The organism is Belnapia mucosa (genome assembly GCF_016775475.1).
GTDB classification, from domain to species: Bacteria; Pseudomonadota; Alphaproteobacteria; order Acetobacterales; family Acetobacteraceae; genus Belnapia; species Belnapia mucosa.
Genome location: NZ_JAEUXJ010000004.1, coordinates 207969 through 232614 on the forward strand (window position 1 = coordinate 207969; position 24646 = coordinate 232614).

The following is a 24646-nucleotide window of genomic DNA, read 5'->3' on the forward strand; positions in this document are numbered from 1 at the left end:
ATGAAGGAAACCGGAGCCCTGGCCACCATCCAGCGCCAGATCCAATGGAACCGCCTCATCGCGGTGGTGGAAGAGCAGGCGCAGACCATGATCCGCACCGCCTTCAGCACCACGGTGCGCGAGGCGGGCGACCTGTCGGCCGGCATCTTCGACCTGCAGGGCCGCATGCTGGCCCAGGCGGTGACGGGCACGCCGGGCCACGTCAATTCTATGATGGAATCGGTCGGGCATTTCCTGGCGAAATTCCCCGCCGAGGGGATGCAGCCGGGCGACCACTACATCACCAACGACCCCTGGCTCGGCACCGGGCACCTGCATGACCTCACCGTGGTCACGCCGACCTTCCGCAACGGCAGGATCGTCGGGCTCTTCGCCAACACCGCGCATATCATCGACATCGGCGGGCTCGGCATGGGGCCGGAGGGGCGGAGCGTCTTCGAGGAGGGGCTCTACATCCCGATCGTGAAGTGCTTCGACCGGGGGCGCCCGAACGAGACCTTCTTCGACTTCCTCCGCGCCGGCAGCCGCACGCCGGTGGAGCTGGAGGGCGATGTCTACTCCCTCTGCGCCTGCAACGACGCTGGTGCCAAGCGGCTCGTCGAGATGATGGACGAGTTCGGCATGGAGAGCATCGACCCGCTCGCCGAGTACATCTTCGAGAGCTCGCTGCATGCGACGCTGGAGGAGATCCGCAAGCTCCCGCGCGGCACCTATGGCGGGCAGATCAAGTCGGATGGCTATGAGTTCGAGGTCACGCTCCAGGCCTCGATGACCGTTGGGGAGGACCGCATCACCGTCGACTATGCCGGCACTTCCGGCCTCTCGACGCGCGGCATCAACGTGCCCCCGGCCTATTGCCGCGCCTATTCCTGCTTCGGGATCAAATGCGTCGTGGCGCCGGAGATCCCGAACAACTGGGCCTCGCTCAGCCCCTTCCATATGGTCATCCCGGAGGGCTGCATCCTGAATGCGCCGCGGCCCTATCCGGTCTCCGTCCGCCATGTCGTCGGCCAATTGCTGCCGGACCTGATGATGGGCTGCCTGCACCAGGCGGTGCCGGAGCGGGTGAATGCCGAGGGCTCCTCGGCGCTGTGGAACCCGCCGCTCCGAGGCGGCAGCCAGGTCTCCGGCCAGAATGCCGAGACCGAGGATTTCGAGATCATCACCTTCAACTCCGGCGGCACCGGCGCGCGGCCGACCAAGGACGGGCTGGACGGCATCGCCTTCCCCTCCGGCGTCCGCACCATGCCGGTGGAGGCGACGGAGAACGTCGCGCCGGTGATCTTCTGGCGGAAGGAGTTGCGGCCCGATTCCGCTGGTGCCGGCCGCACCCGCGGCGGCTTCGGCCAGATCATGGAGATCGGTGCCAAGGGCGATGCCGAATTCGCCGTGAACGCCATCTTCGACCGCGTCGCCAACCCGCCGAAGGGGCGCGAGGGCGGCGGCGAGGGTGCGGGCGGCTGGGTCGGGCTGAACGATGCCAATGGCACGCCGCTACGCACCAAGGGGTTCCAGGTGATCCCCAAGGGGCGGCGGCTGCTGCTCAAGCTGCCGGGCGGCGGCGGCATGGGCGACCCGAAGGCGCGCGACCCGGAGTTGGTGAAGCGCGACGTGGCGGATGGGCTCATCACCCGCCAGGCGGCGCGGGAGATCTACGGCGTCGAGGTCTGACGCCGTAGTCCGGCTTCAGGTTCGCACGAGCGGGCAGCCGCCCTCGCTGAGGGGGCGGAAAGCCTCCTCGGCGCCGACGCTGCCGACCAGCCGGTAGTAGTCCCAGGCGCCCTTGCTCTCGCCGGGCGCCTTCACCTCGAAGAGATGGGCCGGGTGGATCTTCCGCCCGTCCTCCCGCAGCTTGCCGGGGCCGAAGCAGTCGTCATCGGTCGGCATCGCCTTCATGCGCTGCACCACCTCGAGGCCACTCGCCTTGGCCCGCTCCAGGCCGAGATCGGCCACCGCCTTCAGGTAGTGCAGCACGCCGGAATAGGTGCCGGCATGTTCCTGATTCGGGGTGTTGTTCGGCGTCTTCGGCTTGACCCGCGCATTGAAGGCGCGGGTGCGGTCGTTCAGGTCCCAGTAGAAGGTCTCGCAGATCGTCAGCCCCTGCGCCGTCTCGAGGCCCATCGCATGGATGTCGGTGATGAACATCGGCGTCCCGACCAGCCGGGCGCGGCGCGTCACGCCGAATTCGCGCGCCTGCTTGATGCAGTTGATCATGTCGGCGCCCGCCATCAGCAGCCCCACCACCTTGGCCCGGCTGGATTGCGCCTGGACCAGGAAGGAAGAGAAATCCGAGGTGCCCGGGAAGGGGAAGCGCGCCGCGCCCATAACGCGGCCGCCGGCGGCGCCGATGAAGCGCGTCAGGTCCCGCTCCATCTGATGGCCGAAGGCGTAGTCGGCGGTGATGAAATACCAGCTGTCGCCGCCGCTCTTCACCGTGGCCTGACCGACCGAATTCGCCAGCATCCAGGTATCGGCCGTCCAGTGGACGGTATTGGCGGAGCAGCGCTCGCCGGTGATGACGGCGCTCAGCGCGCCGCTGTTCATCTGGACCTTGTTCTTCTCCTGCACCAACCCGGCGACCGCCAGGGCGATGGCGGAGTGGTTGACCTCGCAGATCATGTCCACGCCGCGCTGGTCGATCCATTGGCGGGCGATGGCCATGGCGATGTCGGGCTTGTTCTGGTGGTCGCCCTGCAGGATCTCGACCTGGATGCCGCGGGCGGCGAGGCCGGAATCCTCGACGGCCTGCTGCGTGCAGGCAACGGAGGTGGGGCCGGAGGTATCGCGGTAGGAGCCGGAGAAATCGGCCAGCACGCCGATGCGGATGGGGTTGGCTGCGGGCTGCGCCCGCGCCCCGGAAGGCAGGGCCAGGGTGGCGCCGAGGCCGGCCAGCACCTGCCGGCGGTCGAGTTGGGTCATGGTCGTCCCTCCTGATTGGCCGTCAGGCTGCCGTTCGGCCCGCCGATTGACAACAACGGCCCCGGCATGGCCTTCCCCCCGGCCCGGCGGAGGGGTAACCCTGGAGCGACCGAACCGACCAGGAGCCCCGCACCGATGGCCCTCCGCTGCGACCTCATCATCCGCGACGCCACCCTGTTCGACGGCACCGGTGGGCCGCGGACGGTCGGCGATGTCGGCGTCACCGGCGAGCGGATCGTCGCCGTCGGCGACCTCGGCGGCGCCAGCGCCGACCGGGAGGTGATCGCCACCGGCCGGGCCCTCGCCCCCGGCTTCATCGACGCGCATACCCATGACGACCGCGCCGTGCTCTGCGGCCCTTCCTGCCTGCACTGCAAGTCGAGCCAGGGCGTGACCACCGTCGTCGTCGGCAATTGCGGCGTCTCGCTCGCCCCGCTGCGCATCAAGGGCGACCGGCCGCCGCCGCCGCTCGACCTGGTGGGCGACAGCGGCTTCGCCTTCGACAGCTTCGGCGAATACGCTCAGGCGCTGAAGAAGACCCCGGCGGCGGTGAACACCTATGCGCTCGTCGGGCACCAGACGCTGCGCTACCGTGTCATGGGCGAGGACCTCTACCGCCCGGCGCGCGATGCCGAGATCGCCAAGATGCGGCAGATGGTCGCCGAGGCGCTGTCCGAAGGCGCCTCCGGCTTCTCCACCGGCCTCTGGTACAAGCCCAACATGCATGCGACGACGGAGGAGGTGATCGCCGTCGCCGAGCCGTTGCGCGCCGCGGGGGGGATGTACTTCACCCATATGCGCGACGAGGCGGACCGGGTCTGCGCCTCCATCGAGGAGACGCTGAAGATCGGCAAGCGCGTCGGCGTGCCGGTCTGGATCAGCCACCACAAATGCTCGATGCCGGAGAATTACGGCCGCAGCGTGCAGACGCTGGCGCTGCTGGAAGCCAGCGCCTCGCTGCAAGAGGTCGCCTACGACATGTACCCCTATCCGGCTGGGTCCACCGTGCTGATGCCCGACCGGCTGCGCGACGATGTGCGGGTGATCATCACCTGGTCGGTGCCGCATCCGGAATTCGCCGGCAAGGACCTCGCCGAGGTGGCCCGCAACTGGAACATGGACCAGCGTGCGGCGGCGGAGAAGCTGAGCCCAGCCGGCGCCATCACCTTCCAGATGGACGAGGAGGATGTCCGCCGGATCATGGCGCACCCGATGTCGGTCATCGGCTCGGACGGCATCCCGCATGACGAACATCCGCATCCGCGGCTCTGGGGCACCTTCCCCCGCGTGCTCGGCTTCTACTCGCGCCAGCTCGGCCTGCTCGACATGGAGACGGCGATCCACAAGATGACCGGCCGCACCGCCTCGCTCTTCGGGATGGTGGACCGGGGCGTGCTGAAGCCCGGCGCCTATGCGGACCTGGTGCTGTTCGACCCGCACAAGGTCATCGACCGCGCCACCTTCGAGAACCCGAAGCAGGAATCGGAGGGGATCGAGGAGGTCTGGACCAATGGCGTCCCGACCTTCCGCGCCGGCCAGGGCCTCACCGGCGAGACGCCGGGCCGGCTGATCCGTCGGCACCGCGCGTGACCACCGGGCCTGGGGCGGAGCCCTCTGCCGAAAGCCTGTCCTTGCAGCAGGGCACCTTGCGCCGGGCGGCGCTGCTGGGCGGGGCGATCCTCGCCCTGGTCGGGGTGGTGGCCTGGTACGGCTTCCACCGGGATGCCCCCTCGCCGCTCGACCGCTATGCGCGGCTGAGCCCGAGCGCAGCGGCGGCGGCGCTGAAGCGGGACCTGGCGGCGGAATTCCCCCCGGGGACGCCGATCACGCCGCTGGTCCAGCGGCTGCAGGGCATCGGCATGGCCTGCCTGCCCGGCGGCGAGGGCCGTGCGCAATGGGAATGCGGGATCACGCTGATGACCGAGGATCGGCGGCCCGTCCAGCTACGGGCCAGCATCGGCATCCTCGGCGATCGGATCGTCACGCTGGAGACCGCGGCCGGCGAGCGGCCGCGGTAACCTGCCTCAGGGCAGCGGCTGCGGGTTGGCCGAGAGGCCGCGCAGATAGGCGATGAGGTCGGCGCGATCCTCCGGCTTGGCAATGCCGGCAAAGGCCATCCGGGTGCCGGGCGCATAGGTGGTCGGCTTGAAGAGCCAGCGGTTCAGCTCCTCATAGTTCCACGGACCCTGGTGGCTCTTCAGCGCCGCCGAATAGTTGAAGCTCTGCAGATGCCCATGCGGCTTGCCGACCACGTCATAGAGGTTGGGGCCGACACCGTTCCGGCCGCCCTCGTTGAAGGTGTGGCAGACGGCGCAGAGGCGGCGGGCGATGGCGCCGCCATTATCCGGATTGGCATTGGCCAGCAGCGGGCCGATTGCCGGCAGATCGGCCGCGCCGGTGGTCGCCGGCGCGGCAGCCCCGCCGCCGCCCGGGGCGGCAGGCGCTGCGGCCGGGGCCGCTGCGGGCGCGGCAGCCGGTGTGGCCGCGGGCGCACCGGCCGGCGGCAGCGGCTTCGGGCTGGGCGACAGGCTGCGCATATAGGCGATGATATTCGCCCGCTGCTGCGTGTTGGGGAGGCCGGCGAAGGCCATCCGGGTGCCGGGCGCGTAAGTGGCCGGCTTGAAGAGCCAGTGATTCAGCTCCTCATAGTCCCAGGGACCCTGCTTGCCCTTGAGCGCAGCGGAATAGTTGAAGCCCTCGATATGGCCATGCGACGCGCCGACCACGTTGTAGAGGTTGGGGCCCACGCCGTTCCGGCCGCCCTGGTCGAAGCTGTGGCAGGCGCCGCAATTCCGCTGGGCGAGCTGCTGCCCGGCCGCGACATCGGCACTGGCGAGCAGGCCCGAGATCGGCTCGATCTGCGGCCCGGCGGCCGGGGCACCGGCCGGGGCGCCGCCCGGGTCACCGATCCGGATGGCGCTTTCGTGCGGCTTCTCGCCATGCACCAGCAGCTTGCCCACCTGCCCGGCCACCATGAAGGTGATGCCGGCCGTGAGCACCGCGGCGAAGGCCTTGTTGAGTTCCAACGAATTCATAGGCGGTGACGTCCCCGGAGCAGCAACGGACGGTGGGCCGCGCGAAGAGGGCGCGGGGCGAAGGGCCAGGATGCATATAGCCGAAGCGGAGAAGGCCGCAACCCGTGCGGACCGAAGCCTGAGGGGACAGCGCCCCTGCCGGCCTGTCCTGGGACACACCCGGGCGACCCGATCCGCTCCGCAGCCGGCTCAGGCCGCCCTCCCTTCCTCGCGGCAAGGTGAGCCGCATGTCAGTGCCATGCTGTTCATATATCAGATGTCGCAGCCGCCTGGCCTTGCGCCAGGCCTCAACGGGAGGGCAAACCCTATGGCCAGAGCCTGGACGACCCAAGACGCCGCGCCCGCCGACACCACCGCGCCCGCCATCCGGCGGATCGGCCTCGGCGATCTGCGCGCCGCCCTGGCGCGCGGACTCGATGACTTCCTGGCCTCGCCCACCCAGCTTTTCTTTCTCTGCGTCCTCTATCCGGTCGTCGGGCTGGTCGCGGCGCGGGCGATGGCGGGCGGCGCGCTGCTGCCCCTGCTTTTCCCGCTGGTGGCCGGGCTCTCGCTGGTCGGGCCGGTGGCAGCAGTTGGCCTCTATGAGATCAGCCGGCGACGCGAGGCCGGCCAGCCCGCGAGTTGGCAGAATGCCTTCGATGTCCTGCGCAACCCCGCCTTCTTCTCCATCGCCGCCATGGGCGTGCTGGTGATGGCGATCTTCGTCGCCTGGCTGTTTGCAGCGCGGGCAATCTTCGAATCGACGGTGGGGCCGGTGCCGGCTTCGATCGGCGATCTCGTCCGCATCACCTTCGGGACGCCGGAGGGGCACCGGCTGGCCCTGATCGGCAATGGCATCGGCTTCCTGTTTGCGCTGGCGGTGCTGATGCTGACGGTGGTCTCGGTGCCGATGCTGCTGGACCGGAATGTCAGCATCGGTACGGCGATCCGGACGTCGATCCGCGCCTGCCTTGCCAATCCGGTGACGATGGCAGTCTGGGGCCTGCTGGTGGCGGTGCTGCTGCTGCTGGGCAGCCTGCCGGCCTTCATCGGCCTGGCCGTGGTGATGCCCCTGCTGGGGCATGCGACTTGGCATCTCTATCGCCGCGTCGTCGCCTGAAGCGGGCGGCCGCCCGCTTCAGGCGAAGCGGCTGGCCGCTGACGGCAGGCCGAGCCTTTGCCGCAGGGTCGACATGCCTCGCTCCCCCTGCACCAAGCCACGCCGCTGCAATTCCGGCATGGCCAGTCCCAGGAATTCCTCCAGCCCACCGCCGGGCTGGAGGAGGAACCCATCCGCCACCCCGGCATCGCGCCAGGACTCCATGGCATCGGCGAGATCGGCCGGCGTGCCGACCAGGCCGGGCGGCGGCATGGCCCCGGCCTGATCCTCTGCCTCCTGCCGGCTGCGGCCGATGCAGGCCACGAGGCGGGTCAGGCGCTTCACCGCCTGCGGTGCCCGGCCATGGTCGGCGAGCCGCGCCGTCAGCGCGGCGCCCTGGGCCCGGGCGTTCTCGAGATCGGCGGCACCGCCCAGGATCACCTCGGCGCAGCGCGCGGCGAAGTCCAGCGCAGCCTCCGAATCCGCTGCCGCGAAGATCGGCACATGCCCCTGCGGCGGCCGCGCCACATCCAGTGGGCCGCGAACCTTGAAGTGCCGCCCTTCATGCTTGAGGTAGTGCATCCGCTCGCGCAGCCAGAACTGGCCGGTGGCCTTGTTGCGCGGAAAGGCGTCGTCGTCCCAGCTGTCCTGCAGCCCCTGCATCACGGCGACGAATTCCTCGGCCCGCTCCTGCAAGCCGGTATCGGCTGGATCGAGCCCGAAGCTCCGCGCCTCGGCCGTCGAGGCGCCGGGGACCAGCGCCACCCCGGCGCGGCCGCCGCTCATATGGTCGAGCGAGGCGAGGCTGCGGGTCAGGTTGAAGGGGTGGCTGCTGGCGGTCGAGGCCGTCGCCACCAGCCCGACTTGCCGCGTCAGCACCGAGAGCGCGGCGAGCAGGGCCAGCGGCTCGGGCCGGATGGCGGGCTGGGCCGCCGCCTGATCGGGCAGGAGCAGGAAGTCGAAAGCCGCAGCCTCTGCCAGCCTCGCCGCCGCGGCGTAGCGATCAAAATCGAAGCCACCCGCCGCCGGGTCGCCGCCGACCGAAAGGCCGAGGATCATCCGCCCGCTCATGCCGCGGCTCCTGCAAGGCCGGAGAGCCGTGGCAGCTCGAGATGGTCGCGCAGGGTTCGGCCGGTATAGGCCGTGCGGTGCAGCCCGCGCCGCTGCAATTCGGGGATGACGAGGTCCACGAAGTCGTCGGCCGCGCCGGGCATATAGGGTGGCTGCACCATGAAGCCGTCGGCGGCGCCGGTCGTGAACCACTCCTCCATCATATCGGCGATGCGCTCCGGCGTGCCGATCACGCCGAGGCTCCAGAAGCCGCACATTGCCACGTCGAACAGCTGCCGCAGGGTCAGCTTCTCCTCCCGCGCCCGGTCCATCAGCGCGAGGGTCATCTCCGGCTCCCGCCCCGCCAAGCGGGCGGAGCCGAGATTGTCGGTCCGCATGCGCAGGTCCGGCACTGGCTCATCCAGGGGCAGGCCGGTCAGGTCGGGGAAGTGGTTCAGCAGAAGCTGCCCGATGCCGACCTCGACATTCATCACCGCCTGGATGGCGTCGAATTTGTCCTGCGCTTCCTGCTGGGTGCGGCCGATGAAGCACATGATGCCAGGCATCATCAGCAGATCGTCCTCGCTCCGCCCGTATTTGCCGAGCCTGCCCTTGACCGAGGCATAGTAGCGCCGCGCCATCTCGAGGCTGGGCTGCCCGCCATAGCAGATATCCGCCGACCGGGCCGCCAGCTCCTGCGCATTGACCGAGGCACCGGCGGTGATGATCGGCAGGAAGCCCTGGGGCGGCCGCGGCAGGTCGAGCGAGCCCTGGATGCGGAACTGGCCGCCGGCATGATCGACCGGCCCGCCCTGCCAGAGATCCCGCATCACATCGACGAATTCGGCGGCGCGCGCATGCCGCGTGTCGGAATCGATCGGCCCGTCCAGACCGAAATTCATCGCCTCGTCGATGTTGGTGCTGGTCACCATGTTCCAGCCGATCCGGCCGCGGCTGACATGGTCGATGGAGGCCATGCGGCGGGCGAAGGCGTAGGGGTGGTTGTAGGTGGTGGAGGCGGTGGGCACGAGCCCCACATCGCGCGTCACCGCGGCGAGCGCGGCGCAGGCCAGCACCGGGTCGAGCTTGACCTGGGCATGTTCCTTGTCGCGGGCGATCCGCTCGTCGGTGACGTTCATGATGGAGGACCAGTCGGCCATGAAGACGAAATCCATCTTGCCGCGCTCGGCGATGGCCGCACCGCGGAGATGGTGCTCGATGTCCATGCCGCTGAGTGCCGAGACCTCCGGCAGCCGCCAGGCGGAGTAATGGTAGCCGGCGCTGGCGATCGAGAGGCCAAGCTTCATCTGGCGTCGGGATGGGGTCATGCGGGCCGCCTCCGGTCAGGCCGGAACTATGCGCCCCTCCCCCGCGAACGGGAAGCCGGGCAAGCCGGCGCGGTTGACCCGCCCCGGGGCGGATGAGACGCTTCCGCCGGCAGAGGAGGCAGGGCAATGGCGCAATCCATGGCAGGCAGCAACGGCGCCGATTGGCAGGAAGCCCGGATCGACCTCGCGGCCGCACTTCGCTGGGCGGCGCGGCTCGGCCTGCATGAGGGGGTCTGCAACCACTTCTCGGTCATGCTGGCGCCCGACCGCTTCCTGATCAACGCCCATCGCACCCATTGGGCCAAGGCCCGCGCCAGCGACCTGCTGGTCATCGATGGCGCCGGCAACACACTGGAAGGCCAGGGCCGCCCGGCCACGACCGGCATCAACATCCATGTGCCGATGCACAGGATGACGGGCCACAAGGTGATCCTGCACACCCATATGCCCTATGCCACGGCGCTGACCTGCATCCAGGGCGGGCGGCTGGAGATGGTGCACCAGAATGCCGGGCGCTTCTTCGGCCTCTGCGCCTATGACGACGCCTTCAACGGCTTCGCCACGGACATGGACGAAGGCACGCGGATGTCGCGCATGATGGGCGACAAGCGCGTGCTCTTCCTCGGCAATCATGGCGTGGTGGTGGCCGGCGAGACCATCGCCGATGCCTTCGACGACCTCTATTACCTCGAGCGCGCCTGCGAGGTGCAGGTGCTGGCCATGTCTACCGGCCGCCCCTTGGCGATCATCCCGGACGAGCTGGCGGCGAAGCTGGCCAGCTTCTCCACCCGGCATGAGAACGCGGTCTATTTCCTGGCCGCGATCCGCGGGATCCTCGACGAGGAGGAGCCCGCCTACGCGACCTAGAGCGGCTTCCGTTCGACTTGGCTCACGGAAGCCGCTCTAGCTTATTGTTTGAACGAGCAAATTACCCCGATCAGGTGATTCCACCTGATCGGAGTTTGCTCTAGCCCTTCGGCTTCCGCAGCCGCTCCGCCGTCACCAGCAGCGCCGTCACCAGCACGAAGACGACGACGGAGACGGCGGCGAGCGTCGGGTTGAGCTGCAGGATCATGTCGTCCCACATCTGCTTCGGCAGGGTCGTCGTCACGCCGCCGCTGACGAAGAGCGCGACCGTCAGATCGTCGAAGGAGGTGATGAAGGCGAACAGGAAGGCCGCCACCAGCCCGCCCTTCAGCAGCGGCACCGTCACCTGCGTCAGGATGCGGAAGCGCGTGGCGCCGAGCGTTGCCGCGGCCTGGTCCAGCCGCCAGTCATAGCCCTTCAGCACCGCCGCCATGGTGACGAAGGTGAAGGGCAGCGCCAGCACCGCATGGCCCAGCACCAGCCCGGCCTCGGTCGCCACCAGGCCGAGCTGGGCGAAGAGGTAGAAGAGGGCAAGCGCGACGACGATGCGCGGCACGATCATCGGCGCCAGGAACAGCGCGAAGATCGCCCCCTGCCAGCGGCTCTGAGACCGCGCCAGGGCCAGCGCCGCGAGGCCGCCCAGCAGCGTCGCCAGGCAGGCCGTGCCGAAGGCGACGATGAAGGAGCGGAGCGTCGCCCCGAGCCAGAGCGGCGAGCCGAAATAGACCTCGAACCAACGCAGGCTGTAGCCGGGCGGCGGGAAGCCGAGGAAGCTGCTATCGGTGAAGCCCATCGGCACCACCACCAGGGTCGGCGCCCCCAGAAACAACAGCACCAGCGCCGCATAGGCCGGCAGCAGCCAGCCGAGCACCCGCCGCCCGACCAGCCGGGCCATCGCACTGCCAAGCGCCACATGCGCCGCCGCGACCGCGCTGAGGATCGAGAGCCCGGCCGTCCGCAGCGCCGCCTGGCCCCGCCGCGGCTTGGCGCTCGCCTGGCCGGAGACGGTCGAGAGGCCGAAGAGCCGGTCATAGACCCAGCAGGTCACCAGCGCCGCCGCCAGCATCATCACCGCCAGCGCGCCGGCGAGGCCCCAATTCATCATCTCCTGCACCTGGGAGATGACCAGCTGCGCCAGCATCGTGTCTCGCGGCCCGCCCAGCAGGGCCGGGGTGATGAAGAAGCCGAGCGAGGTGATGAAGACCAGCAGCCCCGCCGCCGCCAGCCCGGGCAGCGAGAGATGGAACTGCACCCGCCAGAACACCTGCCCCGGCGGCGCGCCGAGCGTTCCCGCCGCCCGCGGCAGCTGCCGGTCCACCGCCACCATCACCGGCAGCATGGTCAGCACCGCCAGCGGCAGCATGGCATGCACCATGCCGATCATCACCCCGATCCGCCCATGCAGCACCTCGAGCGGCGTATCCACCGCCCCGGTGGCGAGGAGCATCCGGTTCATCACCCCGTTCTGGTCGAGGGTGATCATCCAGGCGAAGGTCTTCACCAGATAGCTGGTCCAGAAGGGGATCATCACCAGCATCACCAGCCAGCCCCGCCGCGCCTCCGGCAGCCGCGCCAGCCAATGCGCCAGTGGATAGCCGAGCAGCAGCGCCCCGAGCGTGGTCTCGGCGGCGATGGTGAAGGTTATGCCGAGCACCCGCAGATAGACCTCGGTGCCGAGGGCATGCTGGTAATGGCCGAGGGTGAACTCGCCCGTCCCTTCTGCCTGCAGGCTCAGCGCCAGCAGGCGCAGCACCGGATAGAGGAAGAAGACCGCAAGGAAGGCGATCCCCGGCACGGCATAGAGGGCCGGCCCCAGCCGCCGCGTCACAACGGCACCAGCACGGCGGTTTCGGTCGTCCAATGCGCCTCGACCTCGGTGCCGATCTCAGGTGGGGTGGTGCCGGTCGGCAGGCGCAGCGCCGCGCCGGTGCCATCGGCCAGATCGAACAGCAGCCGCGTCTCGGCCCCGGCATAGACCGTCTCGGCCACCACGCCGCGGATGGCATTCGGCCCCGGCCCGAGGCGCAGATGCTCCGGCCGGATCACCAGCGCCGCGGCGCCGGTGGCCGTGCTGCCCGGCGGCAGGGCGAAGCGGCCATGCGGCGTCGCCAGCGCATCGCCCTCGACCTGGCCGCGCAGCAGGGTGGAGGTGCCGATGAAGCCGGCGGTGAAGGCGGTGCGGGGGTGCTCGTAGATCTCCTGCGGCGTGCCCACCTGCTCGATCCGGGCATGGTTCATCAGGCAGATCCGGTCGGAGAGGGCCAGCGCCTCCTCCTGGTCATGCGTCACATAGATGATCGTCGCCCCGGTCTCGCGGTGCAGCCGCTTGATCTCGATCTGCATGTGCTCGCGCAGCTGCCGGTCGAGCGCACCGAGCGGCTCATCCATCAGGATGATGGCGGGCTGGTAGACGAAGCAGCGCGCCAGCGCCACGCGCTGCTGCTGCCCGCCGGAGAGCTCGCGCGGGAAGCGGCCGCCGAGATGGCCGAGCTGCACCATGGTGAGCGCCGTGGCGACGCGGTCGCGGATTTCGCCGGCCGGCCGGCCGCGCATCTTCAGCGGGAAGCCGACATTCTCGGCGACGGTCAGATGGGGAAACAGCGCGTAGTTCTGGAAGACCAGCCCGATCTCGCGCTGGTGGACGGGCATGACGGTACGGTCATGCCCGTCGATGAACAACCGACCGGCATCCGGCTCGACCAGCCCACAGATCACCTGCAGCAGCGTGGTCTTGCCGGAGCCGGAGGGGCCGAGGATGGTCAGCAGCTCGCCGCTCCGCACTTCCAGCGAGAGAGGCTCCAGCGCCACCACCGGGCCGTAGCGCTTGGCGATGCCGTCGATCCGGAGCTTGACCCCGGCCCCGCTGCTCAGCGGAGCACCCAGGCGTTGAAGCGTTCGGCCGCGGCGGCGCGGTTGGCGCTCCACCACTCCTCATTCGCCAGGCGCATGAGCTTCAGGTTCTCGGGGTGCGTCGGCAGCAGCTTGGCCCGCGCCTCGGGGATGGTGTCATAGGCCTTGAGGTTGGTCGGCCCATAGCTCAGCCCCTCGGTATAGACCGCCTGCCGGGCCGGCTCGGAGCAGAAGCGGATGAACTGGCGTGCCGCATCCGCCCGCGGCGAGCCGCGCGGGATGGACCAGCCCTCGATGGAATAGAGGCCCTGGTTCCAGACGATCTTGACCGGCCCGCCAGCATCGATCACCGGCTGCACCCGGCCGTTCCAGGTCGGGATCATCGCCACCTCACCCGACTGCAGCATCTGCGTCGCCTGCGCGCCGCCGGTCCACCAGGCGGCGACATGCGGCTTGATCTTGTCGAGGCTGCGGAAGGCGCGGTCGAGATCGAGCGGGTAGAGGTCGGCCAGCGGCACGCCATCGGCCAGCAGCGCTTCCTCCAGCGTGTCGATCGGGTCCTTCCGCAGCGACCGGCGGCCGGGGAATTTCGCCACGTTCCAGAGATCGGCCCAGGATTCCGGCGCCGGGCCGCCCAGCTTGTCGGTCCGGACGGCGAGGATGGTGGCGTAGACATCCGTGCCCATCCAGAAGGGCGTCAGCGCTTCCGGCATCATCCCCGGCGCGTCCTCGGGCTTCAGCCCGATCGGCTCCAGCAGGTTCTGCTTCACCATGATGTCGCGCGCCGAGAGCGTCAGGATGCAGCAGTCCCAGGTATAGGACTTGGTCTCCACCATGGCGCGGAACTGGGCGGTCGGCTCCGCCGGGCGCGCCACATTAACGACGCGGATGCCGGTCGCCTGTTCGAAGGGCCGGTAGAAGGCCTTGCCGAAGGCCTCGCCGAAGGGGCCGCCCGGATCGGCGACGGTGATGGAGCGGGTCTGGGCCTGGCTCCGCTCCGCAATCAACGCCGGCGCCGCCAGACCGAGCGTGCCGGCCCGCAGGAATGTCCTTCGATCCATGTCCCGATCCCCGTCCTGTGCGGCCGGATCATGCAGGTTCTGCGCCAGCCGGTTCGGGGACGATAGCAATGCCGGACGGAAAGGCCAGCAGACCTTCATCCAGGCGGATATTGGCGCCCCGGATGATTGGCGCCCAACCATCAGGCGCGGCGTTCGCTCAACCTCCGCGCAGCGCCGCGAGGCGTGGCATCACATGCTCGGCGAAGCGGCGCATCTCGCGCTCGAAGGGCTGGAACTGGGTCAGCAGCGTGTCGATGCCGGCGGCGTGGAATTGCGCGATGCGCGTGGCCACCTGGTCGTAGCTGCCGACCGTGCCACCGGCGGTGCCGCCATTGGTGCCGACGCTTTCGAACTTCGCCTGGGTCTTCCGCATCGCCACCGCGGGATCGGTATTCGCCTTCACATAGGCCTTGATCTCGGCATCCTGCTTCGCGAGCGCCAGCAGACGGCGATATTCCTCCTGCGCCTCGGCCTCGGTCTCCCGCGCGATGACGAAGGTCGAGAGGCCGAAGCGCACCGGGTTGCCGGCGCGTGGGCGCTGGCGGACATCGGCGATCAGCGCCTGCACATCCTCCACCGGCTGGCCATTGATGAACCAGACATCCGCGAGCGCCGCGACCAGGTCCCGCGCCGGGCCGGATTCCCCACCGACATAGATGCGCGGGCGCGGCCGCGTCGCGGCGGCCGGGCGCAGCAGGTAGTCGCGCACCTGGAAGTAGCGGCCGTCATGCTGCACCTCCTCGCCGCGCATCAGCCGCTCGACCACCTCCAGCCATTCGGCGCCATAGGCGTAGCGCTCGTCATGCTCGCGGAAGACGAGGCCGGCATCCTCGATCTCCTTGCGGTTCCAGGCATTGACCAGGTTGATGGCGAAGCGGCCGTTGCTGATCTCCTCGATCTGCAGCGCCATCTTGGCCAGCACCACCGGGTGGTAGAGCATCGGCTTGATGGCGGCGATGATTTCGATCCGGCGCGTCTCGGCGGCCAGCGCGGCGGAGGCGGTCCAGGCCTCGAGCTGGCCGAGATCCGGCCGATGCGGGTTCATCGTGTGCTGGGCGACCAGCACGCAGTCATAGCCGAGCGCCTCCGCCTCCAGCACCAGGCCCCGGTTGCGCCGCCAGGAGGCGTCATAGGGCTCCTCCGGGTCGTGCAGCGCGGCGCGGTTGCCATGGACGAGGGCCCAGATCCCGATGCGGAGCGGAGGGGTCATGCCTGGTCATCCTTGCTGAAGGCCCGCCGGAGCATGGCCCCGACCGCCGGGCTTGTCACCGCGGCCCTAGAATTTCAGCCGCTGCACCTCGCAGGTGCCGGTAACGGTCCCGGCCGGCACGGGCAGGTCGCAGGGCGGCGGCAGGCTGGGCGGCTGGTCGGATGGGGCGGCGGGGCTCGTGGCCGTCGCGGCGCGGCAGGCCTCCACCTGGGCCGGATCGGGACGGCGCGAGAAGAGCAGCCGCGCCTCGCCGGTCTGCCGGTTCAGGCTGATCGAGAAGCGGTCATGCGCCGGCCCCTGGCGCCAGCCGGGCACCGGGCCGGCGAAGCCCGCCGCCAGCGGGTCGCGCCGCGCCGCCATCTCCTCCGATTCCTGCCAGGTGCCGCTGCCGGGCAGCTCGATGGCGAGGCCCCGTTCCTCAACCAGGATGCGGAGCGGGGCGGCCCCGCCAGGGAAGCGGCAGAGCAGGAAGGTCTCTGCCCCGGCCGGCAGGGAGGCCGCCATCAGGCCCAGCAGGGCCACGCCATGCCACCAGCCGCGCATGGTCATTCCTTCTCAAAATCGATCCGCCCAGGTTACCGCGCCTCGCGGATGCTTCAATCCGGGGCCTTGAAGCCTTAGTGTAAGGGCGTGGATACCGCCGACACACGCACGGGGCCCAGCCCCCTGCCCCTCCCCGCGGCAGCGCCGCGGGGAGGGCTGCACCGATTCGCCAATCCCGGCCGCTTCCTGCGGCTGTCCGGGCAGGTGCTGCCCTGGCTGACGGCGGCGGCCGTGCTGGTGCTCGGCATCGGCCTGCCCTGGGGGCTGTTCTTCTCTCCGCCCGACTGGCAGCAGGGCGAGACGGTCCGCATCCTCTATGTCCATGTGCCGATGGCTTGGCTGGCGATGGGCGGCTATGCCGGGCTGGCGCTGGGCTCGGTCCTCTCCCTGATCTGGCGGCATCCGCTGGCCGACCTCGCCTGCCGGGAGCTCTCGCCGGTCGGGGCGCTGGCGACGGCCCTCTGTCTTGCCACCGGCAGCCTCTGGGGCAAGCCGATGTGGGGGACTTGGTGGGTCTGGGATGCCCGGCTCACCTCCGTCCTGGTGCTGTTCTTCCTCTGGCTCGGTCATGCCGCGCTGGTGCGCGCCTTCGACGATACCGAACGCGGCGCACGGATGGGTGCCATCCTGGCGCTGATCGGGGCGGTGAACGTGCCGATTGTGAAATTCTCGGTGGACTGGTGGAACACGCTGCACCAGCCGGCCAGCGTGACGCGGCTCGGGGCGCCGGGGCTGCATGTCGATATCCTCTATCCGCTGCTGACCTGCGGGCTCGGCTTCACCCTCGCCTTCGCCGCGCTGGTGCTGGCGCGGACCCGGGCGGCGGTGATGGAGCGGCGGATCCGGGCCCTTCAGCTCGCCGCGGCGCGGAGGGCCGAGGCGCCATGAGCCTCCACTGGATTCATGTGACGGCGAGTTACGCCCTGGTCTGCGGCGGCTTCCTGATCCTCGCCATCGCCACCATCTCGCGCCATGCCGCGGCGAAGCGCCGGCTGGCCCAGCTCGACCCGCGCGCCTCGCGGCGCGCCCAGGAACCATCATGACTCGCAAGTCCCGCCGGCTCTGGCTGCTGCTGCTCTGTGCCCTCGGGCTCGGCAGCGCCACGGCCCTGACCCTCACCGCTTTCCAGGACAACCTCGTCTTCTTCCGCTCACCGAGCGACATCGCGCGGGAGGCGCCGAAGCCGGACCGCGCCTTCCGTCTGGGCGGGCTGGTCGAGACCGGCAGCGTGATGCGGGAGACGGCGCCCGACGGCAAGCCGGAGGCGCGCTTCCGCGTGACGGATGGCGCCCATGGCGTAGCGGTGACCTATATCGGCGTGTTGCCCGACCTGTTCCGCGAGGGTCAGGGCGTGGTGACCCTCGGCAAGCTCGGCCCCGACGGCACCTTCCGCGCCAGCGAGGTGCTGGCCCGCCATGACGAGACCTATATGCCGCCCGAAGTGGCCGATGCCCTGAAGAGGAGCGGCCATTGGAACCCCAACCAGGGCGCCGCCCCGCCAGCCGCCACCTGGAACACGCTGGAACCGGCCCCCGCGCAGCCGAGGCGCGGCTCGTGATCCCCGAGATCGGTCATTTCGCCCTTGCCCTTGCCCTCGCCCTTGCCCTGGTCCAGGCGGTGGTCGGGATGGTCGGGGCGCAGCGGGCGGATGCGCGGCTGATGGCGGCCACGCCGGCCCTCGCCGCCGGCCTGCTGGTCACCATCGCCGCCGCCTTCGCCTGCCTGGTCTGGGCCTATGTCGCCAACGACACCACGGTGCTGAACGTGGTGCAGAACAGCCATTCGGCGAAGCCGCTGCTCTACAAGATCAGCGGGGCCTGGGGGAACCATGAGGGGTCGATGCTCCTCTGGGTGCTCATCCTGGCACTCTGCGGCGGGGCGGTGGCGGCTTTCGGGACCAACCTGCCCTCGGCCCTGCAGGCGCGGGTGCTGGCCGTGCTGGCGCTGGTGGCGCTCGGCTTCCTCGGCTTCATCCTCGGCACCTCGAACCCCTTCCAGCGCATCTGGCCGCCGCCGCTGGACGGCCAGGGGCTGAACCCGGTCCTCCAGGACCCCGGCCTCGCCTTCCATCCGCCGCTGCTCTATCTCGGCTATGTCGGCTTCGCGGTGACCTATGCCTTCGCCGTCGCCGCCCTGATTGAGGGGCGGGTCGATGCCGCCTGGGGGCGCTGGGTGCGGCCCTGGGCGCTGGCGGCTTGGTCCTTCCTGACCCTCGGCATCGCCCTCGGCTCCTGGTGGGCCTATTACGAGCTGGGCTGGGGTGGCTACTGGTTCTGGGATCCGGTCGAGAATGCCTCGCTGATGCCCTGGCTCGCCGGCTGCGCGCTGCTGCACAGCGCCATCGTGGTCGAGAAGCGGGAGGCGCTGAAGACCTGGACGGTGTTCCTCGCCCTGCTCGCCTTCGGGATGAGCCTGCTCGGCACCTTCCTCGTCCGCTCCGGCGTGCTGAACAGCGTGCATGCCTTCGCCAATGACCCGGCGCGCGGCACCGTCATCCTCATCCTGCTCACCCTCTATATCGGCGGCGGGTTCCTGCTCTTTGCCTGGCGGGCGCAGGCGATGCTGCCGACGGGCGTCTTCACCCCCATCTCGCGGGAGGGGGCGCTGGTGCTGAACAACCTGCTGCTCTGCTCGATCGCGGCGGTGGTGCTGGTCGGCACGCTCTATCCGATGTTCGCCGACCTCGTGCTGGGCGAGAAATTCTCGGTCGGGCCGCCCTTCTTCAATACCGCGATCCTGCCGCTGGCGGTGCCGCTGGTGGGCGCCATGGCGCTCGGCCCGGTGCTGTCCTGGAAGCGGGCGCGGCTCTTTCCCGCCTTGCAGCGCCTCTGGTGGGCGGCGCTGGCCGGGCTCGGCGCGCTGGCGCTCTGCCTGGCGCTGGAGGGTCAGCGGATCGGCCCGGCGCTCGGCTTCGGTGCCGCGGCATGGACCATCCTTGCCGCCATGGCCGATATCGCCGACCGCATCGCGCTGTTCAGCCGGCCGCGCGCCGCCTGGGCCCGGGCCAAGGGCCTGCCGCGGGCGGCCTGGGGCGGGGCGCTGGCCCATGCCGGGCTCGGCGTGATGATCCTCGGCCTCGCCGGCATGGGGCTGGCGACCGATACGCTGCGGCTGGTCCGGCCGGGCGAGAGCGTGGCGCTGGCCGGGCTCGACTACCGGCTGGTCAGTCTCGCTGATGCGCCGGGGCCGAATTTCAGCGCCCGCCGCGCGACGGTCGAGGTGCGGGATGGCAGCCGCCTCGTCACCACCCTGATGCCGGAGCGGCGCAGCTTCCCCCTCGCCCGCATGACCACGACCGAGGCGGCGATCCACACCACCTGGCTCTCCGACCTCTATGTCGTGCTCGGCGAGGAGCGGGAAGGTGGCGCGGTGCTCCGCATCCACAACAACCCGCTGGCGCCCTGGATCTGGCTCGGCGGCGCGATCATGGCGCTGGGCGGCGGGCTCTCGCTCAGCGACCGGCGCATGCGCGTCTCGGCGCCGGCGGTGCGACCGGTGAAGGCGGGCGCACGGGCATGAGCGAAGCCGTCCCCTCCCCTACGCGCTCCCCCTGGCGCCGGCGCGGGCTGCTGCTGGCGCCGGTCGCGGTGGCGGGCCTCGCCGGTGCCGGCTTCTATGCCATGCTGCGCGGCCTCGGCACCGGCCGCTATGACCCGCGCGGCGTGCCCTCGGCGCTGATCGGCAAGCCGGCGCCCGATTTCACCCTACCGCCGCTGGAGGGTGCCGACCGCCCGGGCCTCGCCGCTGCCGACCTCAAAACGGGCCGGCCGGTGCTGGTGAACTTCTTCGCTTCCTGGTGCGTGCCCTGCGTCATCGAACACCCGCAGCTCATGCGCATGGCCCGCGAGGGCGTCCCCATCTTCGGCATCGCCTATAAGGACAAGCCGGAGGACAGCCTCCGCTTCCTGAAGCAGCACGGCACGCCCTATGCCCGGCTCGGCACCGACCAGCCCGGCCGGGTGGCGATCGACTGGGGCCTCTACGGCGTGCCCGAGACCTATCTCATCGATGGCGCCGGCATCATCCGCTGGCGCATGGCCGGCCCGGTGACGGAGGAGATCCTGGCCGACCAGCTCACCCCCCTGCTGCGGCGCGGCGCATGATCCGCTGGCTGCTGCTGGCCCTGCTATGGTGCGGCCCGGCGCTGGCGGTCGGCGACCCGGCCGACCAGCTCCCCGATCCGGCGCAGGAGCAGCGTGCCCGCGTCATCGGCCGCGAGCTGCGCTGCATGGTCTGCCAGAATCAGTCCATCGAGGACAGCGATGCCGATCTCGCCCGCGACCTCCGGCGGATCGTCCGCGAGCAGGTGGCGCAGGGCAAGCCGGATGATGCGGTGCTGCGCTTCCTGCATGAGCGCTACGGCGATTTCGTGCTGCTGAAGCCGCCGCTGAAGCCGGAGACGGTGCTGCTCTGGGCGACGCCGGCCCTGGCGCTGCTCGGCGGGCTGCTGCTGATCCGCGGCCTGCGCCGCCACCGCCCGCCGCCGCTGCCGGACGCCCTCACCCCGGCCGAGCGCGACCGCCTGGCCCAACTCGCAGGCAGGCCGCAGGAGTGAGCTGGTTTCCGTTCTGGCCGCTGCTCGGCCTGCTGGCCGCGGCGGCGCTGCTGCCGCTCGCCGCCACCCTGCTCCGCCCCGCCGCTGCACGTGGGCGGCGGGAGGCCGATCGTGCGCTCTACGATGCCCAGATGGCCGAGCTGGCGCGGGAGCGCGAGGCCGGCCGGCTGGACGAGGCGGCGCATCGCGCCGCGGTGCTGGAAGTGCAGCGACGCCTGCTGGCGGCGCCGGCCGAGGCCGGGTTGCGGACCGGGCGCGGCACCCGCCTTGCCCTCGGCGCGCTGGTGGTGGTGGTCCCGCTCGCCGCGCTGGGCCTCTACTGGACGACCGGCGCACCGGGCATGCCCTCCGCCCCCTATGCGCTGCGGCAGGAGGTCGCCTCCCGCGACGAGGAGGTGCTGACCCTGCTGCGCAGCCGTCTCGCCGCGATCGACCCCAACAGCCCGCAGGCGCAGGAAGGCTACCGGCTGCTCGCCAATGCCGAGCGCAGCCGCGGCGCGCTGGGCCCGGCCGCGGACTCCTATCGGCGGGCGCTGGCGGCGCGGTTCGACGCCGATTTGGCCAGCCAGCTCGCCCAGGTGCTGCTCGAGGACAACAAGATCGAGGAGGCGGCCCGGGTGCTGGCCGCCGCCCTGCCCCAGGCACCACGCCATGTCGGGCTGCGCTTTCTGACAGGTCTCGTCGAGGCACGTTCGGGCCGGCCGGAGAATGCCCGCAATCTCTGGCGCGCCCTGATCGCCGATGCGCCGCCCGAGGCGCCCTGGCGCGCCATGGTCGAGCGCCGGATGCAGGACCTGCCGTGACCGCGGCGGCGCGGCTGATGGACGCGCTGGATCGCGTTTCGGCCGCCTGGATGCGGCATGCGCCGGGGCCCCTGGCGCATGGCTATGCCGGGCTGATGGCCCGCTACGGCGCGCCCCGCCTCTATCCGCGCGGCGACCGCCAGGCGCGGGAGAACCTAGCCCGGCTCCGCCCCGATCTGCCGCGGGAGCCGGCGATGCGGGCGATGTGGGACAACCTCGCCCGCAGCTTCATGGAGGTGCCGCGCGCCCGTCGCCTGTACGACGAGGGCCGGGTGGAGACGGTCGGGGCCGAGCATCTGGCGACGCGACCGCTGATGGTGAACGCCGTCCATCTCGGCAATTGGGAGATGGTCGGGCTGTCCCTGGTGAAGCATGGCGCGCCGCCCATCGCCATCTACCAGCCGCCGAAAAGCAGCTTCCGACACGACGTGATCGTGCGGGAAAGACTGGCCGGCGGCGGCCGGCTGCTGCCGCTCGGGCGGGATGCGGCGCGGATGGCGCTCCAGGTGCTGCGGGAGGGCGATGTGCTGCTCTTCTCGCTTGATGAGCATCAGCATGGCCGTGTGGCGGCGCCGAGCCTCGGGCGCGGGCCGCGCCAGGGCGGCAATATCGCGCTCTCGGCCCGGCTGGCGCGGCTCTCCGGCGCGCCCATCGTCATCGCCCATTGCCTGCGCCTGCCGCCGCGCCGGGGGCCGCGCTTCCGCGTCACCTTCGCCCCGCCGATCCACCTGCCACGCAGCGCCGACCGCGAGGCCGACCTCCGCGCCGGGATCGCCATGCTGGATGCGGCGATCGAGCCGCTGATCCTGCAGAACCTGCCGCAATGGCTGATGCTGCACGAATGGCGCCCGGAGGGTTAGGCGGGGCGCCCCTTTGGGCGCCCGAGCCGCTCTGGCATTCCATCCCGCATCTCACCGCCTTCTTCCCCGAGGCGCCGCCGCTGCGCGGGCCACGCCCACCTGAGGCGGCAGAGCTGCGTGTGGCAGAAGGCCCTTGGGCGGCGCCCCGCTTCGGCCCGCATCACCGGCCGGTCGGGCTGCTGGCCGCGGCCGGGGTGGATCCGGTCGAGGCCGCGCTGGCCGTCCCCCCCAAACCCGAGGCCCTGGCCGCGGCGGCGGCGCTGCAACCGCTCTGGCCCGAGCCGATCGAGCCGCGGCTGCTGGCGGCGACGCGCTGGGCGGATCCGCTGCGCGGCCGGGCCACGGATGCCGCCTCGGGCCTCGCGCTGCTGGCGGAATGGCGGCGGCAGGCGGCGGCGAATCGGGGCATCGCCGCCTTCCTCGGCATGGCCGGCTGGAAGCAGGCCGCCACCGCCGCCGCCTTCGCCATGGATGGCCCGCCGCCCCCCTTCGCCCGGACCGAGGCGGAGGCGCTCGAGCTGGCGCGCCGCCAGCCGGGCGCCATCGCCGTCTGGGCCACTCGGGCGGCGCCGGGGCTGGCGGAACGCTGCACGGTGGCGGGGGTGCCGCTGCTCTGGGTGGAGGATGGCTTCCTGCGCTCGGTCGGGCTCGGGGTGGATTTCATCCCCTCGGCCTCCCTCGCGGTGGATGCGGTGGCGCCGCATTACGATGCTGGCCAGGCCTCGGGGCTGGAGCGGATCCTGGCGGAGACCGATTTCCCGGCGCCGCTCCTCACCCGGGCGGCGGCGCTGCGGGAGGCGATCGTGGCGCGGGGCCTGACCAAGTATAACCTGCGACGGCCAGCGCCGACCCTGCCGCCCTCGCCCGGCCGGCGGCGCCTCCTGGTGGTGGGGCAAGTCGAGGACGATGCCTCGATCCGACTCGGCGCCGGGCGCATCCGCACCAATCTGGCGCTGCTGGAGGCGGTGCGGCAGGCGGAGCCGGAGGCCTTCCTGATCTTCCGCCCGCATCCGGATGTCGAGACCGGCTATCGCCGCGGCTATGTCCCGCACCGGGCCGCGCTGCGGCTGGCGGATACGGTGGCATCGGGCGGCGATATCGGGGGGCTCTTCGCCCAGGTGGATGCGCTGCACGCCATCACCAGCCTCGCCGGCTTCGAGGCCCTGCTGCGCGGCCTGCCGGTGACGGTCTGGGGGAAGCCCTTCTATGCCGGCTGGGGCCTGACGACGGATCGGGAGCCACCGCCGCGCCGCGGCCGGCGCCTGTCGCTGGATGCGCTGGTGGCCGGGGCGCTGATTCTCTACCCCCGCTATTGCGACCCGGTGACCGGGCTGCCCTGCGGGCCGGAATTGCTGCTGGAGCGGCTGGCCGAGCCCGATTCCTGGCCGCGCCTGCCGCCGGCCCGCCGCGCCTTCCTGCCCTGGTGGCGGCAGCAGGGCTGGTGGCTGAAACAGGCCCGCCGCTTCGGCCTGTGGCAACGCTAATCGATGCTGATAGCGGCCTCGCGCGCGATGCCCTGCCAGCGGGTCGCGCCGGCCCGGTACCAGCCATCCAGCCCGTCCCGCGGGATATAGAGCGGATCGACGAAGGCGTTGTGCAGCCTTTCCTCGGTCTGCGCCGTGCGGGTGCGCTCCAGCGCCTCGGTCAGCCGCGCGGTGATCGCGGGCGGCGTCTGCCGCAGCACGAAAAGCCCGAACCAGATGCCGAGGTCGTATTCCGGCATGCCGGACTCCTTCAGCGTCGGCACATTCGGCAGGGCGGTGGCGCGGCGGGCGGTCGTCACCGCCAGCGGCCGTAGCGCGCCCGATTGCGCATGGGTGGCGGAGGTGGCGGTGGTGTCGAAGCCGAAATCCACCTCGCTCGCCAGCATGGCCGCGACCAGCGGCGAGGAGCCGCGATAGGGCACATGCGTCGCATCGACCCCGGCCGTTTTCAGGAAGACCGTGGCCGAGAGATGCGAGGAACTGCCATTGCCGACCGAGCCATAGATCAGCGGCCGCGCCTTGGCCTCCTTGATGAAGGCGGCGAGGTCCTTCGCCTGAACCCGCGAGGGGACGGCCGAGAGGACATTCGCCACCTCTCCGATCGTGCCGAGGCAGGCGAAGTCTCGCACCGCATCGACGCCGCTATTGGCATAGAGGATCGGGTTCACGCCGAACATGGCGGTGGTGCCGAAGAGGATGGTGTGGCCGTCCGGCTCGGCCTGGGCGGCAGCCTGGGTACCGATATTGCCGCCGGCGCCGGCGCGGTTCTCCACCACCACCGGCTGGCCGAGCTCCCGCGAGAGCGGCTCCGCCACGATGCGGCCGACGATGTCGTTCACCCCGCCAGGCGGATAGGTGACGATCAGCCGCAGCGGCCGGCTGGGCGACCAAGCGGCCGGCTGGGCCTGGAGGGCGGGGGCGGCGAGCAGGCTGGCAAGGCCGGCCAGGGCCGGGCGGCGACGGAGCATGGAGGGACCTCGCAGAATCGGCCGCGAGGGAAGCG

24 protein-coding genes are annotated in these 24646 nt (G+C 70.8%); 14 read left to right on the forward strand and 10 right to left on the reverse strand.

Annotated elements, in window-relative coordinates:
* Positions 1–1671, forward strand: coding sequence for a hydantoinase B/oxoprolinase family protein (locus JMJ55_RS11865; RefSeq protein ID WP_202825766.1), 1671 nt, complete (start codon positions 1–3; stop codon positions 1669–1671).
* A 15-nt stretch (positions 1672–1686) separates the two neighbouring features.
* On the opposite strand, the gene JMJ55_RS11870 is transcribed toward JMJ55_RS11865, so the two are convergent.
* Positions 1687–2919, reverse strand: coding sequence for an ABC transporter substrate-binding protein (locus tag JMJ55_RS11870; RefSeq protein ID WP_202825767.1), 1233 nt, complete (start codon positions 2917–2919; stop codon positions 1687–1689).
* Between the two features lie 135 nt (positions 2920–3054).
* Between JMJ55_RS11870 and JMJ55_RS11875 the strand changes: the two genes are divergently transcribed.
* A complete protein-coding gene (locus tag JMJ55_RS11875; RefSeq protein WP_202825768.1) occupies positions 3055–4509 on the forward strand; it encodes an N-acyl-D-amino-acid deacylase family protein in 1455 nt (484 codons plus the stop codon).
* Complete coding sequence (locus tag JMJ55_RS11880) at positions 4506–4937, forward strand: hypothetical protein (protein WP_202825769.1); 432 nt, start codon at positions 4506–4508, stop codon at positions 4935–4937. The genes JMJ55_RS11875 and JMJ55_RS11880 overlap by 4 nt, the downstream gene beginning before the upstream one ends.
* 6 nt (positions 4938–4943) lie before the next feature.
* On the opposite strand, the gene JMJ55_RS30975 is transcribed toward JMJ55_RS11880, so the two are convergent.
* Positions 4944–5954, reverse strand: a complete 1011-nt coding sequence (locus JMJ55_RS30975; protein WP_236033644.1) for a c-type cytochrome — start codon at positions 5952–5954, stop codon at positions 4944–4946.
* 307 nt (positions 5955–6261) lie between these two features.
* Between JMJ55_RS30975 and JMJ55_RS11890 the strand changes: the two genes are divergently transcribed.
* Positions 6262–7053: a DUF2189 domain-containing protein gene (locus JMJ55_RS11890; protein ID WP_202825770.1), complete on the forward strand. Its 792-nt coding sequence runs from the start codon at positions 6262–6264 to the stop codon at positions 7051–7053.
* Between the two features lie 18 nt (positions 7054–7071).
* On the opposite strand, the gene JMJ55_RS11895 is transcribed toward JMJ55_RS11890, so the two are convergent.
* Positions 7072–8103 carry an LLM class flavin-dependent oxidoreductase gene (locus JMJ55_RS11895; RefSeq protein ID WP_202825771.1) on the reverse strand — a complete coding sequence of 344 codons (1032 nt, stop codon included), beginning with the start codon at positions 8101–8103 and terminating at the stop codon, positions 7072–7074.
* Positions 8100–9410 carry an LLM class flavin-dependent oxidoreductase gene (locus JMJ55_RS11900; RefSeq protein ID WP_202825772.1) on the reverse strand — a complete coding sequence of 437 codons (1311 nt, stop codon included), beginning with the start codon at positions 9408–9410 and terminating at the stop codon, positions 8100–8102. The genes JMJ55_RS11895 and JMJ55_RS11900 overlap by 4 nt, the downstream gene beginning before the upstream one ends.
* Positions 9411–9536: 126 nt before the next feature.
* Here JMJ55_RS11900 and JMJ55_RS11905 point away from each other — a divergent pair, with 126 nt between their 5' ends.
* Positions 9537–10277, forward strand: coding sequence for an aldolase (locus tag JMJ55_RS11905; protein ID WP_236033645.1), 741 nt, complete (start codon positions 9537–9539; stop codon positions 10275–10277).
* A gap of 100 nt (positions 10278–10377) precedes the next feature.
* Here the strand turns inward: JMJ55_RS11905 and JMJ55_RS11910 are convergent, their stop codons facing one another.
* From JMJ55_RS11910 to JMJ55_RS11930, 5 genes are all read right to left on the reverse strand, one after another.
* Complete coding sequence (locus tag JMJ55_RS11910; RefSeq protein WP_328702614.1) at positions 10378–12105, reverse strand: ABC transporter permease subunit; 1728 nt, start codon at positions 12103–12105, stop codon at positions 10378–10380.
* Positions 12102–13202, reverse strand: a complete 1101-nt coding sequence (locus JMJ55_RS11915) for an ABC transporter ATP-binding protein (RefSeq protein WP_328702615.1) — start codon at positions 13200–13202, stop codon at positions 12102–12104. The genes JMJ55_RS11910 and JMJ55_RS11915 overlap by 4 nt, the downstream gene beginning before the upstream one ends.
* The gene (locus JMJ55_RS11920) at positions 13145–14188 is read right to left on the reverse strand and encodes an ABC transporter substrate-binding protein (RefSeq protein ID WP_202825775.1); all 1044 of its coding nucleotides are present in this window, start codon (positions 14186–14188) and stop codon (positions 13145–13147) included. The genes JMJ55_RS11915 and JMJ55_RS11920 overlap by 58 nt, the downstream gene beginning before the upstream one ends.
* Before the next feature lie 157 nt (positions 14189–14345).
* Positions 14346–15398 (reverse strand): LLM class flavin-dependent oxidoreductase, encoded by a 1053-nt coding sequence (locus tag JMJ55_RS11925; protein WP_202825776.1) that lies wholly within the window; start codon positions 15396–15398, stop codon positions 14346–14348.
* Positions 15399–15464: 66 nt separating this feature from the next.
* Positions 15465–15947, reverse strand: coding sequence for a hypothetical protein (locus JMJ55_RS11930; RefSeq protein WP_202825777.1), 483 nt, complete (start codon positions 15945–15947; stop codon positions 15465–15467).
* A gap of 117 nt (positions 15948–16064) precedes the next feature.
* Here JMJ55_RS11930 and JMJ55_RS11935 point away from each other — a divergent pair, with 117 nt between their 5' ends.
* Genes JMJ55_RS11935 through JMJ55_RS11975 form a run of 9 tightly spaced genes read left to right on the forward strand, consistent with a single transcriptional unit; the run spans position 16065 to position 23643 of the window.
* On the forward strand, positions 16065–16829 hold the full coding sequence (locus tag JMJ55_RS11935; protein WP_202826065.1) for a heme ABC transporter permease: 765 nt from the start codon (positions 16065–16067) through the stop codon (positions 16827–16829).
* A complete protein-coding gene (locus JMJ55_RS11940) occupies positions 16826–16984 on the forward strand; it encodes a hypothetical protein (protein WP_202825778.1) in 159 nt (52 codons plus the stop codon). The genes JMJ55_RS11935 and JMJ55_RS11940 overlap by 4 nt, the downstream gene beginning before the upstream one ends.
* Positions 16981–17499, forward strand: a complete 519-nt coding sequence (gene ccmE / locus JMJ55_RS11945) for a cytochrome c maturation protein CcmE (protein WP_202825779.1) — start codon at positions 16981–16983, stop codon at positions 17497–17499. The genes JMJ55_RS11940 and ccmE overlap by 4 nt, the downstream gene beginning before the upstream one ends.
* Positions 17496–19460, forward strand: a complete 1965-nt coding sequence (locus JMJ55_RS11950) for a heme lyase CcmF/NrfE family subunit (protein WP_202825780.1) — start codon at positions 17496–17498, stop codon at positions 19458–19460. Before ccmE ends, JMJ55_RS11950 begins: the two co-directional genes overlap by 4 nt.
* A complete protein-coding gene (locus JMJ55_RS11955) occupies positions 19457–20044 on the forward strand; it encodes a DsbE family thiol:disulfide interchange protein (protein ID WP_202825781.1) in 588 nt (195 codons plus the stop codon). Before JMJ55_RS11950 ends, JMJ55_RS11955 begins: the two co-directional genes overlap by 4 nt.
* Positions 20041–20496: a cytochrome c-type biogenesis protein gene (locus JMJ55_RS11960; protein WP_202825782.1), complete on the forward strand. Its 456-nt coding sequence runs from the start codon at positions 20041–20043 to the stop codon at positions 20494–20496. The genes JMJ55_RS11955 and JMJ55_RS11960 overlap by 4 nt, the downstream gene beginning before the upstream one ends.
* A complete protein-coding gene (gene ccmI / locus JMJ55_RS11965) occupies positions 20493–21299 on the forward strand; it encodes a c-type cytochrome biogenesis protein CcmI (RefSeq protein WP_202825783.1) in 807 nt (268 codons plus the stop codon). The genes JMJ55_RS11960 and ccmI overlap by 4 nt, the downstream gene beginning before the upstream one ends.
* Entirely contained in the window at positions 21296–22159 is an 864-nt protein-coding gene (locus JMJ55_RS11970) for a lysophospholipid acyltransferase family protein (protein ID WP_202825784.1), read from the forward strand. The genes ccmI and JMJ55_RS11970 overlap by 4 nt, the downstream gene beginning before the upstream one ends.
* Entirely contained in the window at positions 22141–23643 is a 1503-nt protein-coding gene (locus JMJ55_RS11975; RefSeq protein WP_202825785.1) for a capsular polysaccharide export protein, LipB/KpsS family, read from the forward strand. The genes JMJ55_RS11970 and JMJ55_RS11975 overlap by 19 nt, the downstream gene beginning before the upstream one ends.
* Here JMJ55_RS11975 and JMJ55_RS11980 read toward each other — a convergent pair.
* Positions 23640–24611 carry a Bug family tripartite tricarboxylate transporter substrate binding protein gene (locus JMJ55_RS11980; RefSeq protein WP_202825786.1) on the reverse strand — a complete coding sequence of 324 codons (972 nt, stop codon included), beginning with the start codon at positions 24609–24611 and terminating at the stop codon, positions 23640–23642. The genes JMJ55_RS11975 and JMJ55_RS11980 overlap by 4 nt on opposite strands.
* Positions 24612–24646: the final 35 nt, after the last annotated feature.

Coding starts and splice junctions, on each gene's coding strand:
- JMJ55_RS11865 (WP_202825766.1), top strand. CDS start 1: ATGAAGGAAACCGGAGCCCTGGCCACCATCCAGCGCCAGATCCAATGG.
- JMJ55_RS11870 (WP_202825767.1), bottom strand. CDS start 2,919: ATGACCCAACTCGACCGCCGGCAGGTGCTGGCCGGCCTCGGCGCCACC.
- JMJ55_RS11875 (WP_202825768.1), top strand. CDS start 3,055: ATGGCCCTCCGCTGCGACCTCATCATCCGCGACGCCACCCTGTTCGAC.
- JMJ55_RS30975 (WP_236033644.1), bottom strand. CDS start 5,954: ATGAATTCGTTGGAACTCAACAAGGCCTTCGCCGCGGTGCTCACGGCC.
- JMJ55_RS11890 (WP_202825770.1), top strand. CDS start 6,262: ATGGCCAGAGCCTGGACGACCCAAGACGCCGCGCCCGCCGACACCACC.
- JMJ55_RS11895 (WP_202825771.1), bottom strand. CDS start 8,103: ATGAGCGGGCGGATGATCCTCGGCCTTTCGGTCGGCGGCGACCCGGCG.
- JMJ55_RS11900 (WP_202825772.1), bottom strand. CDS start 9,410: ATGACCCCATCCCGACGCCAGATGAAGCTTGGCCTCTCGATCGCCAGC.
- JMJ55_RS11905 (WP_236033645.1), top strand. CDS start 9,537: ATGGCGCAATCCATGGCAGGCAGCAACGGCGCCGATTGGCAGGAAGCC.
- JMJ55_RS11920 (WP_202825775.1), bottom strand. CDS start 14,188: ATGGATCGAAGGACATTCCTGCGGGCCGGCACGCTCGGTCTGGCGGCG.
- JMJ55_RS11925 (WP_202825776.1), bottom strand. CDS start 15,398: ATGACCCCTCCGCTCCGCATCGGGATCTGGGCCCTCGTCCATGGCAAC.
- JMJ55_RS11930 (WP_202825777.1), bottom strand. CDS start 15,947: ATGACCATGCGCGGCTGGTGGCATGGCGTGGCCCTGCTGGGCCTGATG.
- JMJ55_RS11940 (WP_202825778.1), top strand. CDS start 16,826: ATGAGCCTCCACTGGATTCATGTGACGGCGAGTTACGCCCTGGTCTGC.
- ccmE (WP_202825779.1), top strand. CDS start 16,981: ATGACTCGCAAGTCCCGCCGGCTCTGGCTGCTGCTGCTCTGTGCCCTC.
- JMJ55_RS11955 (WP_202825781.1), top strand. CDS start 19,457: ATGAGCGAAGCCGTCCCCTCCCCTACGCGCTCCCCCTGGCGCCGGCGC.
- JMJ55_RS11960 (WP_202825782.1), top strand. CDS start 20,041: ATGATCCGCTGGCTGCTGCTGGCCCTGCTATGGTGCGGCCCGGCGCTG.
- JMJ55_RS11975 (WP_202825785.1), top strand. CDS start 22,141: ATGGCGCCCGGAGGGTTAGGCGGGGCGCCCCTTTGGGCGCCCGAGCCG.
- JMJ55_RS11980 (WP_202825786.1), bottom strand. CDS start 24,611: ATGCTCCGTCGCCGCCCGGCCCTGGCCGGCCTTGCCAGCCTGCTCGCC.